The following is a 14,834-nucleotide window of genomic DNA, read 5'->3' as shown; positions in this document are numbered from 1 at the left end:
CTTTTTATGCGCCAACCCGATATCGAGATCTACCTCAAGGACACCGACGTCGACCACAAGCAAGTGGCCGAATGGCTCAGCCAGGCATTGGGCACTTGCAGCGAATGGCAGCAGCGTGGCCAAACCTGGAAATGCATGGCCGGTAACATTCCGGTCACCTGGGTACCCAAGGCTGTAGGGAAATGGAACAGCCTGTTCCTCGAAAGCGACCAGACGCCATGGGACGACGACATCGCCTGTGCTCGCGCTGCCTATGCCGCGCTGGGCGTCGAGGTGCGCTGCGCACCCGGCAGCTGGGCCGAAGAAGATGGTGAAGAAGATGCCGATCGCTGGATCCGCATCAGCGCCGACGGTGAACAGGAAATCACCTGGCGCACCCACTGAGGCTACTGCCGACACGCCGCAGCTTCACGTTGGATCGCATCAGGCTGCAAGCTCCACGGACAGCTTGCAGCTTGAAGCTTACTGCTCCAGACGGCGGTCAGAGACCGACGACGTCCTCAGCCTGCAGGCCTTTCTGGCCTTGCACAAGGGCGTACTCCACCTGTTGTCCCTCGACCAGGGTACGATGCCCCTCACCGCGGATAGCACGATAGTGGACGAAGACATCCGCCCCACCTTCACGCTGAATGAAGCCATAACCCTTGGCATCGTTGAACCACTTCACATTCCCAGTCTCACGAGACGACATCTGAACTACTCCGGATTTTTATTTTGAAGATCGCCTTGCAAGCACGAGGTCACCACCCCGTGCCGACGCAGCTCGCAGAAATATCTTGCAAGCTGCGGACCGAGTATATGACAGCGAACAAAAAAATTTCATGACTGGGCGTCGATTTGGCGAATTTTGCCGAACTTGCGCAGATACGGCAGACTAACTGCCTGGAATATCACTTAAAAATCTCTCCCAGGGCACACACCCATGACCCGTTCCCCCCTGCGCCGACTGATTTTCGGCGCCTTGCGTCGCCTGTTGTACCTGTGGGTGCGCTCCGAAACCATCAACCAGTCATCTCTGTCTCTGAAGCTCGATCGCAGCCGTCCCGTGTTCTACGCCCTGCCTTCGCCTTCGCTGACGGACCTGGCCGTCGTCGATCGCGAATGCACCAAGGCGGGGCTACCGCGTCCTGTGCTGCCGGTCAGTGTCGGTTCGCTGCAGGAGCCTGCGGCTTTCTTCTACCTGACGCCCGATCCGGACTGGCTCGGCCGTCATGACAAACGCGGCGCGCCCCCTACCCTGGAGCGTCTGGTCGGCGCAGTGAGCCAGCATCCGGAAGAGGACGCGCAGATCATTCCGGTCAGCGTGTTCTGGGGCCAGTCGCCCGCCAGTGAGTCCAGCCCCTGGAAACTGCTGTTCGCCGACAGCTGGGCGGTTACCGGCCGCCTGCGCCGTCTGCTGACCATACTGATCCTGGGCCGCAAAACCCGTGTGCAGTTCTCAGCGCCTATTCACCTACGCGAGCTGATCCAGCACAACAAAGGCCACGAGCGCACCGTGCGCATGGCCCAGCGCATCATGCGCGTGCACTTTCGCAACCTCAAAACCGCCGTCATCGGCCCGGACATCTCCCACCGACGCAACCTGGTCAAGGGCCTGGTCCATGACCCACTGGTGCGCCAGGCAATCAGCGACGAGGCCGAACGCGAGAAGATCCCTTACGCCAAGGCAGAAGCCCAGGCCCTGCGTTACGGCAACGAGATCGCCTCGGACTACACCTATACGGCGATCCGCTTCCTCGAAGTGGTGCTCAGCTGGTTCTGGAACAAGATCTACGACGGCATCAAGGTCAACCACATCGAGCAGGTGCAAGGCATCGCGCCAGGGCACGAGGTGATCTACGTGCCATGCCACCGCAGCCATATCGACTACCTGCTGCTCTCGTACCTGTTGTTCCGCAACGGCCTCACGCCCCCGCACATCGCCGCCGGCATCAACCTCAACATGCCGGTGATCGGCGGCCTGCTGCGCCGTGGCGGCGCCTTCTTCATGCGCCGGACCTTCAAGGGCAACCCGCTGTACACGGCGGTATTCAACGAATACCTGCACACCTTGTTCACCAAGGGCTTCCCGGTGGAGTACTTCGTCGAAGGTGGGCGCTCGCGCACCGGGCGCATGCTGCAACCGCGCACCGGGATGCTGGCCATCACCTTGCGTAGCTTCCTGCGCTCCTCGCGCACACCGATCGTCTTCGTGCCGGTGTACATCGGCTATGAGCGCGTGCTCGAAGGCCGTACCTACCTGGGCGAGCTGCGCGGGGCGAGCAAGAAGAAAGAGTCGATCTTCGACATCTTCAAGGTCATCGGCGCACTCAAGCAGCGTTTTGGCCAGGTCTATGTCAATTTCGGCGAACCGATCCGCCTCAATGCCTTCCTCGACCAGCAGCAACCCGGTTGGCGCGAGCAAGCCCTGGGCCCGCAATTCCGCCCGGCCTGGCTGAACGAAACCACCACCCGCCTGGGCGAGACCGTGGCACGTCACCTGAACGAAGCGGCTGCGATCAATCCGGTCAACCTGGTGGCCCTGGCACTGCTGTCCACCAGCCGCCTGGCACTGGACGAACGCGCCCTGACCCGCGTGCTGAACCTGTACCTGGCCTTGCTGCGGCAGGTCCCCTACTCCCCTCACACCACCCTGCCGGAGGGTGACGGTCCGGCCTTGATCGAACATGTCAGGGGCATGGACCTGCTCTCGGAGCAAAAGGACGCCCTAGGCCGCATCCTCTACCTGGATGAAGCCAACGCAGTGTTGATGACCTACTACCGCAACAACATCCTGCACATCTTCGCCCTGCCGGCGTTGCTGGCGAGCTTCTTCCTGAGCAGCTCACGCATGAGCCGCGAACTGGTCGGCCAGTACGTCAAGGCGTTGTATCCGTACCTGCAGGCTGAACTGTTCCTGCGCTGGACACCCGAGCAATTGGACGAGGTCATCGACCAATGGCTCGACGCATTGGTAGCACAGGGTCTGCTGCGCTTCGAGAACGGCGTCTATCTGCGCCCGGCCCCAAGTTCGCGGCAGTTCGTCCTGTTGACCTTGCTGGCCCGGAGCATCACCCAGACGTTGCAACGCTTCTACATGGCCACGTCCCTGCTGCTCAACAGCGGCCAGAACACCCTGAGCGCCGAGGAGCTGGAAGACCTGTGCGTGATGATGGCCCAGCGCCTGTCGATCCTGCATGGCCTGAATGCCCCGGAGTTCTTCGACAAGACGCTGTTCCGCCATTTCATCCAGACCTTGATCGACCAGGATGTACTGCGCCCCGACGGTCAAGGCAAGCTGGGCTATCACGACAAGCTCGGCGAACTCGCCGAGGGCGTGGCCAAGCGCGTGTTGTCGGCGGAGCTGCGCTTGTCGATCCGCCAGGTAGCGCTGCACCGCGATGAGCCGGTGGAGGTAGCACCCGCCTGAGATAAGCCCGGACGCAGTAGCCCCAACGCTGAAGACTCCGGAAAAATCCGCTAAAGTCCCTGAGGTTGGCCAAAAGCCAACCCCAAGGACACCGGAGATTCCATGAAAAAACTCTTCATGCTGTGCGGCGTATCCCTGCTCGCAGCCTGCACCAGCAACACACCCTCCCACCAGGCCAGCCTGGATGGCGAAGTCTACTATCTGCAACGCATGGCTCTGCCACCGGCTGCCACCCTGAGCGTGAGTTTGCAAGACGTCTCGCTGATGGACGCCCCGGCGGTGACCTTGGCCAACCAGGCCGGCCCGGTGAAGGGCAATGTGCCGCTGCCGTTTCACCTCACCTACGACCCGACCCAGATCAAAGCCGGCCACCGCTACGCAGTCAGCGCACGCATCGAGCTGGACGGCAAGTTGCTGTTCATCAACACCGAACACCACGGCGTGAACCTCGACGGCAGCGATCCGCAGCCTGTGCGCATCAAGGTCGACCCGGTGCGCTGAGCCCGCCCTCTCCCAGCTATAAGGAAATACCCAGCATGATTCGCACCTCCCTGCGCTTCACCACCCTGTGCGCCGGCCTGCTGCTGTCGGCAAGCGCCCTGGCCCTGTCGCTCGGCGACCTGAGCCAGAAAGATGCCACCGGCGGCTTGAAGGACGCCCTGACCCAGGGCGCTCAGATCGCCGTCAAGCAACTGAGCACGCCTGGCGGCTTCAGCAACAACCCGGATGTGCGCATCGAATTGCCAGGCAACCTGGGCAAGGCCGCCAAGGCCATGAAGATGTTCGGCAAGGGTGAGCAGGTCGAAGCCCTGGAAAACAGCATGAACAAGGCGGCCGAAGCAGCGGTTCCGCAGGCCCAGGCGATTCTGGTCGATGCGGTCAAGAAGATGACCGTGACCGACGCCAAGGACATCCTCAACGGCGGCCAGGATTCGGCAACCCAGTACCTGAACAAGAGCAGCCGTGAAGAAATCCGCGCCAAGTTCCTGCCGATCGTCAAGCAAGCCACCGACAAGGTTGGCCTGGCGCAGCAGTACAACAACTTCGCCGGCCAAGCCGTGGCCCTAGGCGTGGTAGACGCCAAGAGCGCGAGCATCGAGAACTACGTGACCGAGAAAGCGCTCGATGGCCTGTTCGAGATGATCGGCAAGCAGGAGCAGAACATTCGCCAGAACCCAGCCCAGGCCGCGACCAGCCTGGCCAAGAAGGTGTTCGGCGCGCTTTGAAGCGCGCGGCTGCAAGCTGTAAGTTTCAAGCGGTAAGCCACAAGCAAGACGCGAGGCCTGCGTGGCTCGTCCCCCTTGTGGCTTGCCGCTTGCCGCTCCCAGCTAGCCGCTTTTCCTCACTCTGAACCACGCCGCATACAGCGCTGGCAGGAACAACAGCGTCAGCACGGTCGCTACGATCAACCCGCCCATGATGGCCACCGCCATCGGCCCGTAGAACACGCTGCGCGACAGCGGGATCATTGCCAATACCGCCGCCAGGGCGGTGAGCACGATCGGTCGGAAGCGCCGCACCGTAGCTTCGATGATCGCCTGCCAGCGATCCAGCCCCGCCGCGATGTCCTGTTCGATCTGGTCGACCAGGATCACCGAGTTACGCATGATCATCCCCGCCAGTGCGATGGTGCCGAGCATGGCGACAAACCCAAAAGGCTGCCGGAACACCAACAGGAACAGCGTCACACCGATCAGCCCCAAGGGCGCGGTGAGAAACACCATCACCGTGCGCGAAAAACTGCGCAACTGCACCATCAGCAACGTCAGCACCACCACGATGAACAGTGGCATGCCGGCGTTCACCGAACGCTGGCCGCGCTCGGCATCTTCCACGGCGCCACCGACTTCCAGCAGGTAACCCTCGGGCAAGGTATCGCGCACCGTTTGCAAGGTTGGCAGGATCTGCTTGACGAGCGTAGCCGGCTGCTCCTTGTCATAGATGTCGGCCCGCACGGTCACCGTGGGCAGGCGGTTGCGGTGCCAGATCACGCCTTCTTCGAAGCCGTACTCCAAGGTCGCCACCTGGGACAACGCCACGCTCTGGCCGTTGTCGGTGGGCAGCGCGAGGCTGCCGAGGTTGCCCAGCTCACGGCGTTCCTGGCCGGTGCCGCGTAGCAGGATCTCGATCAGTTCGTTGTCTTCGCGGTACTGGCTGACCGTGGTGCCGGTCAGCGAGCTTTGCAGGAAGCTCGACAGATGCGCGGTGCTTACGCCCAAGGCCCGGGCGCGGTCCTGGTCGATCTCCAGGAACACCGCCTTGCTCGGCTCCTCCCAATCGAGGTGCACGTTCACCACATGGGGGTTCTCGCGCACCTTGACCGCTACCTCCCGCGCCAGGGCACGAACCTTCTCGATATGCTCGCCCGTCACCCGGAACTGCACCGGATAGCCCACCGGCGGACCGTTCTCCAAACGGGTGACCCGTCCACGCAGCTCGGGGAATTGCGCATCCAGCGTGGCGATCAACCAGCTGCGCAGGGCTTCACGATCCTCCAGGCTCTTGGCCAGTACCACGAACTGGGCAAAGCTCGCCGCCGGCAATTGCTGGTCCAACGGCAGGTAGAAACGCGGCGACCCCGTGCCGACATAGGCCACATAGTTGGCGATGCCATCCTGCTGCTTGAGCAGTGCCTCCAGGCGCTTGACCTGCTCGGTCGTATTGGCCAGGGATGCGCCTTCGGTGAGTTTGAGGTCGACCATCAGTTCGGGCCGGCCCGAGGCCGGGAAGAACTGCTGGGGCACGAAGCGGAACAGCAGGATGCTGCCAACGAAAGCCGCGACCGTCAGCACGATCACTGTCTTGCGCCGGCGTACGCACCACTCCACGACGCGGCGCACACGCTGGTAGAACGGCGTGCCATAAGGATCCGGACCGTGCGCGCCCTCGGCGTGACGCTTGGCCAGGTCTGGCAACAGGCGGTCGCCCAGGTAAGGCACGAAGACCACCGCGGCCACCCAGGACGTCAGCAAGGCAATGGTCACCACCTGGAAGATAGAACGTGTGTATTCGCCAGTACTGGAGGCCGCCGTGGCGATCGGCAGGAAGCCCGCCGCCGTGATCAAGGTGCCAGTGAGCATCGGGAATGCCGTGCTGGACCAGGCATAGCTCGCCGCCTTGAGCCGGTCGAACCCCTGCTCCATCTTGATCGCCATCATCTCCACGGCAATGATGGCGTCGTCCACCAGCAGCCCAAGCGCCAGCACCAGTGCGCCAAGGGAGATCTTGTGCAGGCCGATGCCGAAGTAATGCATCGTGGCGAAGGTCATGGCCAACACCAGTGGAATGGCCAGGGCCACCACCAGGCCGGTGCGAAGGCCCAGGGAGAAAAAACTCACCAGCAGCACGATGGCCAGGGCTTCGACCAGGACCTGGACGAACTCCCCTACCCCTGCCTTCACCGCAGCGGGCTGGTCCGAAACCTTGCGCAACTCCATGCCCGCCGGCAGGTTGCGCGCCAGGCGGGCGAACTCGCCTTCCAGGGCCTTGCCCAGCACCAGGATGTCGCCACCGTCCTTCATCGAGACCGCCAGGCCGATTGCGTCCTCGCCCATGAAGCGCATGCGTGGCGCAGGTGGGTCGTTGAAGCCGCGATGGACCTCGGCCACATCCCCGATACGGAAGGTGCGATCACCTACGCGGATCGGGAACTGGCGAATCTGCTCGACGCTGTCGAAACGTCCGCTGACACGCAACTGCAAACGCTCGCTGGGGGTCTCGAAGAAACCTGCGGTGCTCACCGCGTTCTGCTCGCTCAGCGCCTGCTGCACCGCCTGCAACGGCACGCCGAGGGTGGCCAGCTTGAGGTTCGAGAGCTCGATCCAGATTTTTTCGTCCTGCAGGCCGATCAGCTCGACCTTGCCCACGTCCTTGACCCGCTGCAGTTGGATCTGGATACGGTCGGCGTAGTCCTTGAGCACGGCGTAATCGAACCCGGGACCTGTCAGTGCATAGATGTTGCCAAAAGTCGTGCCGAACTCATCGTTGAAGAACGGCCCCTGAATCTCGGGCGGCAAGGTATGGCGAATGTCCGCGACCTTCTTGCGGATCTGGTACCACAGCTCGGGGATGGCATCGGAGTGCATGGAGTCCCGGGCCATGAACGTCACCTGGGACTCGCCTGGACGCGAGAACGACACGATCCGCTCGTACTCGCCGGTTTCCATCAGTTTCTTTTCGATGCGCTCGGTGACCTGCCGGGAGACCTCCTCGGCGGTAGCACCCGGCCATATCGTGCGGATGACCATGGCCTTGAAGGTGAACGGTGGATCCTCGCTTTGCCCCAGCTTTGTGTAGGACATCGCGCCAATCGCGCCCAGGAGGATCATCAAGAACAGCACGATCTGCCGGTTGCGCAAGGCCCAGGCGGAAAGGTTGAAACCCATCGGGAATTACTCCTTGGTCGCCAGGTTCACATCACGGTTGGAACGGTCCACGGGCCGGACCTGCTGGCCCTCGCGCAACACATGGCCACCTGCGGCCACTACCCAGTCATCCGCCTTCAGCCCTTCGAGCACCGGCACGCTGTCATCGCCATAAGGGCCCAGGCGCACCACCGCGCGTTCGAGGCGGTTGTCCTTGCCGATGCGCCAGACGTAGGCCTGCCCCTGTTCGGCCGTAACCGCCGAAAGCGGCACCGACAGCGGCGCGCGTTCAGCGTGGGCAATGAACACTCGCGCGCTTTGCCCCAGCTCGGCCGGCGTGCTGGAGGTGGTGAAGGCAATCCGCGCAGCGAAGGTACGCGAGCGAGGATCGGCCGCCGGAGACAGCTCACGGATGCGCCCCGGATAACGCGCGTTCGGGTGCGACCACAGCTCCACACTCACCGTTTGCCCCACGCCAAAGCGGGCGAATTGCTGCTCCGGCAGGCCGATGAGCACTTCTCGCTCACCATCGGCGGCCAGGGTGAACACGGTCTGCCCTGGCGCCACAACCTGACCCACCTCGACCTGACGCTTGGCGATCACGCCTGCTTGAGGTGCCCGGAGCACGGCGTACTCCGCCTGGTTGCCGGCCACGTCGAATTCCGCCTTGGCCTGCTTGAGACGCGCCTGGCCTGCGCGATAGAGGTTCTCGGCGTTGTCGTACTGGGAACGGCTGACCATCTGCCGCTCCAGCAGCTTCTGGTAGCGATCGCGCTCAGCCCGCACCAGGGCCAGGTTGGCTTCGGCGGCAGCGAGCTGGGCGCGGTTGGCCTCCAGTTGCAGACGGACATCCTGTGGGTCGAGCTCGGCCAGCGGCTGGTCGGCCTTGACCCGCTGCCCCTCCTCCACCAGGCGCTTGCTCACCTTGCCGCCAATGCGAAAGGCCAGCTCAGGCTCGAAGCGAGCCCGCACCTCGCCGGGATAACTGTCGGCCGAAGCACCCGTTGGCTGGGGCTGGACCACCAACGCCGGGCGCGGCACAGCAGGGGCCGCGGCCTCCTGACCGCAAGCGACCAGCAGCAACGCCAAGGTGGCGGGTAAAACGATGGGCACGGCATGACGCAACATGATGGATGTCCTTTCGCGAGGAGCGCCTCGAATATTTATACTGGCGAGTATATTAAGTCAGGACACCAGGGTCGGGAAGCGGGTAACACAGAGAAAAACGTATTAACCATCCACGCCTTTAGCAGCCGGATGCGCTGCGACCCGTTAAGATGGGGGACTTTTCATCATGATGCGGATTCCCATGTCCAACGACGCACCCACTGGCCCTGGCCGGCCCAAGGACCTGGCCAAGCGCGAGGCCATCCTCGAAGCCGCCAAGACCTTGTTCCTGAGTCTTGGCTATGCGAACACCAGCATGGATGCGGTCGCTGCGGCGGCAGGTGTTTCAAAACTCACGGTCTACAGCCATTTCAACGACAAGCAGACGCTGTTTGGTTCGGCCGTCATGGCGACGTGTCAGACCCAACTGCCTGACCTGATCTTCGAGCTGCCCGAAGGCGTTCCGCTGGAACAGGTGCTGCTGAATATTGCCCGGGGGTTTCAGGCGTTGATCAGCAGTGACGAGTCGGTCAAGTTGAGCCGGTTGATCATTGCCTTGGGGAACCAGGACCCTGGCTTTGGCGAGTACTTCTGGGAGGCGGGGCCCAAGCGGGTGCTGGCCGGGATGGAAGCGCTGCTGGCCAGTGTCGCGCAGCGGGGGTTGCTGGCGATCGACAATCCCTTGCGGGCGGCTGAGCATTTCTTCTGCTTGGTGAAGGGGGCGCCGGATTATCGGCTGCTGCTGGGGTGTGCGCCGGCGTTGACGGTGGAGGAGGCGGAGGTGCATGTGCGGGAGGTGGTTGGGTTGTTCATGCGGGGGTACCGGGTTTAAGGGCTTGGGCTTTGAGGCTGTGTGAATATCCGGTGTTTGCGGTGGCACCACCGGCGCTTTTCGCCTTTACGGCGACCTACTTTTGCTCTTGGGCAAAAGTAGGCAAAAACCGCTGCCTCCCACATCCGGCCCCTGCGCTGCGCTCCGGGGTTCCCTGCGCTCCGCTGCCTTTCGGGGCTTCGCGGCCTCCGGTTTGCTGCGCAAGCCTCCATCTCGCAACTTCGGCTGCGCCGAAGGGCGCTGCGCGCCTGCCCCTACAGACACCTCCACTCGGCCTCCTGAGGTCGCGATGGGTGGCGCCTGGACTATCGCGCATCAAAAGCAACAGCAACGGCAAACAAGCTGATTAATTTGTTGTTTGTGCCGGTGTTTCGCGGGTTTACCCGCGATGGGCGGAACATACCCCACAAAAACCCCTGAATGAAACAACGCCAACCCAGACGCCGCCCGTAACTTGCGCCCCATCAGCAGGCCGAGCGGAGGTGTCTGTAGGGGCAGGCGCGTAGCGCCCTTCGGCGGTAGCCGAAGTCGCGAGATGGAGGCTGGCGCAGCCAGCCGGAGGCCGCGAGGCCCCGTAAGACACCGCAGCGAGGGGACCCGGTGCGAAGCGCCGGGCCGGATGCAGGGGCGCGCGGCTTTTGATTACTTTTGGCCAAGACCAAAAGTGACCCGCCGTAAGGGCGGAAAGGTGAATCAGCGTCGACAAATCAAACGGATAAGCCCACAAACCTCAAAACCACAACCCAGCCCCAGCCCCAGCCGCAGCCCCAAACCTAATCAAGCCTTGAGCGCCTTCTTGGGATAAATGTCATACCGACTCGATTTCCCCTCCAGACTGTGGCTCGGCTTGGGCCCATCGATAATGGGCGCCTTGCGTGGCCGCTTGACCACAACCCGGTGGGAAGCCAACGCCAACGCCGCCTCCAACAACGCCGGCGCATCCAGGTCATCACCGACCAAGGGCCGGAACACCCGCATTTCCTTCTTCACCAGCGCGCTCTTGTCCCGATGCGGGAACATCGGATCGAGATAGATCACCTGGGGTGGCTCGCCCTCCCAGGCGCGCATGCGCTCGATGGCGTTGCCGGTCAGCAGGTGCATGCGCTCGACGATCGCCCCCACCTCGTCATCCCCACGCGCCCGCGCCAGCCCATCCTCGAGCAAAGCGGCAATCAGCGGCTGGCGCTCGATCAGGGTCATCTGGCAGCCCAGGCTGGCCAGCACGAACGCATCCTTGCCCAAGCCTGCAGTGGCATCGAGCACCTGGGGGCGGACGCCTTGGGCGATGCCGACGGCCTTGGCGATCATCTGTCCGTTACCCCCGCCATAGAGCCGTCGATGCGCCGCCTGTCCTTCGACGAAGTCCACCCGCACCGGTCCCGGCGCCTGCGGCCCTAGCTGCTGGATCTGCAACCCATCAGGCCCGACCTGCACGGCAAACCCCGCCTCGTCATCCACCAGCGGCACACCCAGGCGCTCGGCCCACACTTGTGCCTGGGCCTGGAACTCAGCCGACAACGCCTCGACCCTGATACCCATGCCCTGCTCTAGCTCCACCATCGGTTCGCGCACTCGAAAAAATTAATGAAATCCCGGCCACCGCCGATACACGCAGTATCCGCTATTCTGCCAGAGCACAACGCGCGCGACTGCCATGTCAGAAACCCTTCCCATCGGCTTGACCTACCTGTCGCCTGTCGGCAACTACGGTCGACAGAACACCCAGGCACTCGGGGGCGTAAGCCACCTGTGGCAGGATTTCTTCGCCCGCGCGTTGGCCGAGCAGCAAGGGACGGAAGCGGACCCGGTCAGCCAAGCCATCGCCAAGCAGGTCGACAAGGAAAGCGGTGAACCACTGGGCGGTGTGCGCACCCTGGCGCAGATCCATGTCCAGCGTAGCTGCGATGTCCACGACACCGAGGTCAAGCCGCCCGAGCCGCTGTTCCTGCCAAAGGCCGAATTCGAGACCGAATTGCTGGAAAACGCACCCGAGCCGTTCAGCACCGCCGAACTGATCGAACAACAGCGCCAGCTCGACTTGAGCAACAGTTGGTTGCGCCCAGTGGTCATGAGTCAGGGCCATCCGCTTCCCGAGCCTGGCCCGGCGCCGTCGCCGCGGGCGTTGTTCCTGCCCATCGCCGAGTTCGAAACGGATCTGTTGGAAAACGCCCCCGAGCCCTACGACGAACCCACCTTGGCCAAACAGCAGAACGATCTGGAGTTCGACCTTCACTGGGCGCGCCCGGTAGTGCTGAACAACGTGCGCACGCACGCCTGAGCTCAGCGGCAGACCTGCCAGAGCCCCATGTCCAGGTGAAAGTGGTTGTGGTGCGCCGCGTTGTAGTCCGGCCCCAGCACCGTATTGAAACTGTTGCAGGCCGCGTCATGGACCTCCCGTAAAAACGCCGCCTTCTCCCCGCCCTTCTGCCAATCCCTCGCCAGCACGATGCGTTGTCCATCCTTGAGGCGAAAACCCGTGATATCCAATGCATTGGCGCTGGCATGCTGGCTGAGCCGACCTTGTTTACGGTGGTACACATTTCGGCAGGCAAAGCTGCCCAAGTGCTCGACCTGGGCCACGGGCTGGCCAAAAATTCGTTGCGCCGCGGGCTGCAGTCCATGCTTTTCGAACAACGCGTAGGCCACCGCCAATGGGCAAGACGCCAGGAAGCTGCTGCTAAGGCGCGCTTCGCCAGCTTCGATTCGCCACACGTTGCGCAGCGGGCAATTGGCCGTGGGCGCGCTGTCGGCCTGTGGCCGGTAGCGCAAGGCCGATGTCTGCAAGGCCTGCAGGCACAAACGTGGGTTCTCGCGCAGGCGCGCGAGCTTGTAGGGCGTCAGGAAGTTGGGCGGCTGGCGCACGTCCAGCACCGCCCAGGGGTTCCAGGCGGCAGGTGGTCGCCAGCCCAGATACCACGCCAGGACCGCCATTGTCATCAGGCCGACAACCAGCAGCGTGGCAACACGCACGGGCGCCTCAGCGACGGAACAGGTCGTTGAGCTCGGCAAACGGCAGGGCCTGCGCGCTGTAGCCGAACGAGCCCTGATCACGGATCTCCAGCGCCCCCCGCTGCAACGCTCCCAGCGCGGCGCGTGCGAGCGAGGAGCCTACGCTGATGCGCTTCACCCCCAGGTCCTGCAACTGGTTCACGCTAAGCGGCACACCAGCCAGCCCCATCAGCACGTTGACAGGCTTGGGCGCGACCGCCTGCACCACGGCGCGGATTTCTTCGACGTCGCGCAGGCCTGGGGCATAAAGCACATCGGCACCCGCCTCGGCATAGGCTTGCAGGCGCCGGATGGTGTCATCCAGGTCCAGGCGCCCGTGCAGCAGGTTCTCCGCGCGGGCGCAGAGGGTGAAGGGAAACGGCAGCGCACGAGCAGCCTGCACGGCGGCGCGCACCCGCTCCACCGACAAACCGAAGTCGTAGATAGGGTCGTCGCAGCGACCGCTGGCGTCTTCGATCGAGCCGCCCACCAGCCCTACCTCGGCCGCGCGCCGGATCGTCTCGGCACAATCCTGTGGCAGGTCACCGAAGCCGTTTTCCAGATCGGCGGCCACAGGTAACGGAGTCGCATCGACGATCGACCGGGCGTTACTCAGGGTTTCCTCCAGACTCAAGGCGCCTTCGGCATCCGGCCGCCCCAGGCTGAACGCCAAACCTGCACTGGTGGTGGCCAGGGCCTCGAAGCCGAGGCTTGCCAGCAGGCGGGCAGAACCTGCGTCCCAGGGGTTGGGAATGACGAAAGCGCCCTCACGCTCATGCATGGCCTTGAAGGCTTCGGCTCGCAGGGTTTGCACATCCATGGTCTCAACCTCGGCAGATAGTCAGGAGTCGTCAGAGTAGTCCCAGTTGTTCGACCTCGGGCGCACGCGGCAATTCCGGCAAAGGGTCAAGACCCGGCAAACGCGCCATCAGACGCTCATGAAAACGCAGGGCCAGGGCTGCGGCCTGCAGGTTGTCGGCGGTATGCAAAAAGACATAGGGACTGCGTCCTTCTTCGATCCAGGCGCCAACCTTTTCCACCCAGGGCGTGAGAAAGCTCTCGTTGGCCTCCAGCACCGGATGCCCGATGAATCGCACCTGAGGGTGCTGGCTGAATGCAGCCGGACGTGGCGGGACCCGTGGTTTCTTGGACTGTGCATGCAATACACCCGGCTCGCGCGAGGTGCAACTGAACAGCGCCCGTGGGTCCAGGCAGATGCGCTCGACACCCCGCTCGTGCAACAGCCGGTTGAGCTGGCGCTCCTCTTCGCCCCGGGCGAAAAACGCCTCGTTGCGCACCTCGACCGCCACCGGCACGCCGATTTGGTCGAGAAAATGACACAGCTCGCCAAGCCGCGAAGGGCCGAACTGGGCCGATAGCTGCAACCAGTACGGCGAAACCCGCTCGCCCAACGGCGCCATCAGCCGGGTGAATGCAAGCGCGGACTCCAGATGCTCACGCAGGTCACCCTCATGGGTCACATCACCCGGAAACTTGGCGGTGAAGCGAAAATGCGTGGGCATGACCTGCGCCCAACGCTCCACCGTGGCAGGCGCGGGACGAGCATAGAAGGTGGTGTTGCCTTCGACGGCATTGAACACCCGGCTGTACAGGCCGAGAAATTCAGCAGGACGGGCGTCGGCGGGATAGAGGTAGTCGCGCCAGGCGTTTTCGCTCCAGGACGGACAACCGAGAAAGTAAGGCAGGGGCGATGGATTCATCCATCAAATGTACAGGTCCAACCCCAGCACTTCCATCTCCCAGTCGGTGAAGCCGGCGGTGGCCAGGTAGCTGGCCAGAGCGGTAGCAGTGCGTCGATCACGGGCACGAGGAAAGATCATGTCTTGCTGGCGGGCTGGCAGACCACCGGAACGGCGGTTGGTGCGGGGCTCCTGAGGGGCTTCGACGTCCTCGACCAGTTCGGCATCGTCGATGGTCTCGTCGCGCACCGGTGCCTTGCGCGGGGTGCGCTTGATCGGATAGGACTGGGAGGAGAAACCATCGATACGCATGGACAAGGCACTCAGGATCAATGATGGCAATTTAGCAGCATCAGAGATCCCTCGCTAATGCCCAATTGATAACTGGACCACAGTTCGCACAAAAGGTTGCGACGTCGCTGCGCCGACTGACG

Annotated in this window: 14 protein-coding genes; 6 read left to right on the top strand and 8 right to left on the bottom strand. The window is 63.2% G+C overall.

Going from position 1 to position 14,834, the window contains the following annotated elements; all coding sequences use genetic code 11:
* Window positions 1–6 precede the first annotated feature (6 nt).
* Window positions 7–384, top strand: coding sequence for a hypothetical protein (locus tag AB1N67_RS05455; RefSeq protein WP_043215785.1), 378 nt, complete (start codon window positions 7–9; stop codon window positions 382–384).
* Between the two features lie 97 nt (window positions 385–481).
* Here AB1N67_RS05455 and AB1N67_RS05450 read toward each other — a convergent pair whose 3' ends face one another.
* Window positions 482–691: a cold-shock protein gene (locus tag AB1N67_RS05450; protein ID WP_011535295.1), complete on the bottom strand. Its 210-nt coding sequence runs from the start codon at window positions 689–691 to the stop codon at window positions 482–484.
* A gap of 231 nt (window positions 692–922) precedes the next feature.
* On the opposite strand from AB1N67_RS05450, the gene plsB reads away from it, so the two are divergent.
* The 3 genes from plsB to AB1N67_RS05435 all read left to right on the top strand — a co-directional run bounded on the left by plsB (window position 923) and on the right by AB1N67_RS05435 (window position 4,635).
* Window positions 923–3,409, top strand: coding sequence for a glycerol-3-phosphate 1-O-acyltransferase PlsB (plsB, locus tag AB1N67_RS05445; RefSeq protein ID WP_090346057.1), 2,487 nt, complete (start codon window positions 923–925; stop codon window positions 3,407–3,409).
* A gap of 102 nt (window positions 3,410–3,511) precedes the next feature.
* Window positions 3,512–3,910, top strand: coding sequence for a YbaY family lipoprotein (locus tag AB1N67_RS05440; protein WP_043215782.1), 399 nt, complete (start codon window positions 3,512–3,514; stop codon window positions 3,908–3,910).
* Between the two features lie 35 nt (window positions 3,911–3,945).
* Complete coding sequence (locus tag AB1N67_RS05435; protein ID WP_043215781.1) at window positions 3,946–4,635, top strand: DUF4197 domain-containing protein; 690 nt, start codon at window positions 3,946–3,948, stop codon at window positions 4,633–4,635.
* Window positions 4,636–4,737: 102 nt separating this feature from the next.
* Here AB1N67_RS05435 and AB1N67_RS05430 read toward each other — a convergent pair whose 3' ends face one another.
* A complete protein-coding gene (locus tag AB1N67_RS05430) occupies window positions 4,738–7,794 on the bottom strand; it encodes an efflux RND transporter permease subunit (RefSeq protein WP_070572398.1) in 3,057 nt (1,018 codons plus the stop codon).
* 6 nt (window positions 7,795–7,800) lie between these two features.
* Complete coding sequence (locus AB1N67_RS05425; protein ID WP_090346055.1) at window positions 7,801–8,901, bottom strand: efflux RND transporter periplasmic adaptor subunit; 1,101 nt, start codon at window positions 8,899–8,901, stop codon at window positions 7,801–7,803.
* A 169-nt stretch (window positions 8,902–9,070) separates the two neighbouring features.
* On the opposite strand from AB1N67_RS05425, the gene AB1N67_RS05420 reads away from it, so the two are divergent.
* On the top strand, window positions 9,071–9,712 hold the full coding sequence (locus AB1N67_RS05420) for a TetR/AcrR family transcriptional regulator (protein WP_043215915.1): 642 nt from the start codon (window positions 9,071–9,073) through the stop codon (window positions 9,710–9,712).
* Between the two features lie 777 nt (window positions 9,713–10,489).
* On the opposite strand, the gene AB1N67_RS05415 is transcribed toward AB1N67_RS05420, so the two are convergent.
* Window positions 10,490–11,272 (bottom strand): class I SAM-dependent methyltransferase, encoded by a 783-nt coding sequence (locus AB1N67_RS05415; RefSeq protein ID WP_043213796.1) that lies wholly within the window; start codon window positions 11,270–11,272, stop codon window positions 10,490–10,492.
* 94 nt (window positions 11,273–11,366) lie between these two features.
* Between AB1N67_RS05415 and AB1N67_RS05410 the strand changes: the two genes are divergently transcribed.
* The gene (locus AB1N67_RS05410) at window positions 11,367–11,990 is read left to right on the top strand and encodes an energy transducer TonB (RefSeq protein ID WP_070575202.1); all 624 of its coding nucleotides are present in this window, start codon (window positions 11,367–11,369) and stop codon (window positions 11,988–11,990) included.
* Window positions 11,991–11,992: 2 nt separating this feature from the next.
* Here AB1N67_RS05410 and AB1N67_RS05405 read toward each other — a convergent pair whose 3' ends face one another.
* Genes AB1N67_RS05405 through AB1N67_RS05390 form a run of 4 tightly spaced genes read right to left on the bottom strand, consistent with a single transcriptional unit; the run spans window position 11,993 to window position 14,712 of the window.
* A complete protein-coding gene (locus AB1N67_RS05405; protein ID WP_367863855.1) occupies window positions 11,993–12,649 on the bottom strand; it encodes an extensin family protein in 657 nt (218 codons plus the stop codon).
* A gap of 40 nt (window positions 12,650–12,689) precedes the next feature.
* A complete protein-coding gene (locus AB1N67_RS05400) occupies window positions 12,690–13,520 on the bottom strand; it encodes an isocitrate lyase/phosphoenolpyruvate mutase family protein (RefSeq protein ID WP_336202819.1) in 831 nt (276 codons plus the stop codon).
* Window positions 13,521–13,551: 31 nt separating this feature from the next.
* Window positions 13,552–14,421 (bottom strand): DUF72 domain-containing protein, encoded by an 870-nt coding sequence (locus tag AB1N67_RS05395; RefSeq protein WP_090346049.1) that lies wholly within the window; start codon window positions 14,419–14,421, stop codon window positions 13,552–13,554.
* Between the two features lie 3 nt (window positions 14,422–14,424).
* Window positions 14,425–14,712 (bottom strand): hypothetical protein, encoded by a 288-nt coding sequence (locus tag AB1N67_RS05390; RefSeq protein WP_043213786.1) that lies wholly within the window; start codon window positions 14,710–14,712, stop codon window positions 14,425–14,427.
* Window positions 14,713–14,834: the final 122 nt, after the last annotated feature.

It is taken from the genome of Pseudomonas guariconensis, assembly GCF_040822035.1.
Lineage (GTDB): Bacteria > Pseudomonadota > Gammaproteobacteria > Pseudomonadales > Pseudomonadaceae > Aquipseudomonas > Aquipseudomonas guariconensis.
The sequence above is the reverse complement of the archived record's forward strand: the minus strand, read 5'-3'. Positions and strand labels throughout refer to the sequence as shown.

What these genes read in the sequence shown, in the direction of transcription:
- AB1N67_RS05455 (WP_043215785.1), top strand. Translation starts at nt 7, where the DNA reads ATGCGCCAACCCGATATCGAGATCTACCTCAAGGACACCGACGTCGAC.
- AB1N67_RS05450 (WP_011535295.1), bottom strand. Translation starts at nt 691, where the DNA reads ATGTCGTCTCGTGAGACTGGGAATGTGAAGTGGTTCAACGATGCCAAG.
- plsB (WP_090346057.1), top strand. Translation starts at nt 923, where the DNA reads ATGACCCGTTCCCCCCTGCGCCGACTGATTTTCGGCGCCTTGCGTCGC.
- AB1N67_RS05440 (WP_043215782.1), top strand. Translation starts at nt 3,512, where the DNA reads ATGAAAAAACTCTTCATGCTGTGCGGCGTATCCCTGCTCGCAGCCTGC.
- AB1N67_RS05435 (WP_043215781.1), top strand. Translation starts at nt 3,946, where the DNA reads ATGATTCGCACCTCCCTGCGCTTCACCACCCTGTGCGCCGGCCTGCTG.
- AB1N67_RS05430 (WP_070572398.1), bottom strand. Translation starts at nt 7,794, where the DNA reads ATGGGTTTCAACCTTTCCGCCTGGGCCTTGCGCAACCGGCAGATCGTG.
- AB1N67_RS05425 (WP_090346055.1), bottom strand. Translation starts at nt 8,901, where the DNA reads ATGTTGCGTCATGCCGTGCCCATCGTTTTACCCGCCACCTTGGCGTTG.
- AB1N67_RS05420 (WP_043215915.1), top strand. Translation starts at nt 9,071, where the DNA reads ATGCGGATTCCCATGTCCAACGACGCACCCACTGGCCCTGGCCGGCCC.
- AB1N67_RS05415 (WP_043213796.1), bottom strand. Translation starts at nt 11,272, where the DNA reads ATGGTGGAGCTAGAGCAGGGCATGGGTATCAGGGTCGAGGCGTTGTCG.
- AB1N67_RS05410 (WP_070575202.1), top strand. Translation starts at nt 11,367, where the DNA reads ATGTCAGAAACCCTTCCCATCGGCTTGACCTACCTGTCGCCTGTCGGC.
- AB1N67_RS05405 (WP_367863855.1), bottom strand. Translation starts at nt 12,649, where the DNA reads ATGACAATGGCGGTCCTGGCGTGGTATCTGGGCTGGCGACCACCTGCC.
- AB1N67_RS05400 (WP_336202819.1), bottom strand. Translation starts at nt 13,520, where the DNA reads ATGGATGTGCAAACCCTGCGAGCCGAAGCCTTCAAGGCCATGCATGAG.
- AB1N67_RS05395 (WP_090346049.1), bottom strand. Translation starts at nt 14,421, where the DNA reads ATGAATCCATCGCCCCTGCCTTACTTTCTCGGTTGTCCGTCCTGGAGC.
- AB1N67_RS05390 (WP_043213786.1), bottom strand. Translation starts at nt 14,712, where the DNA reads ATGCGTATCGATGGTTTCTCCTCCCAGTCCTATCCGATCAAGCGCACC.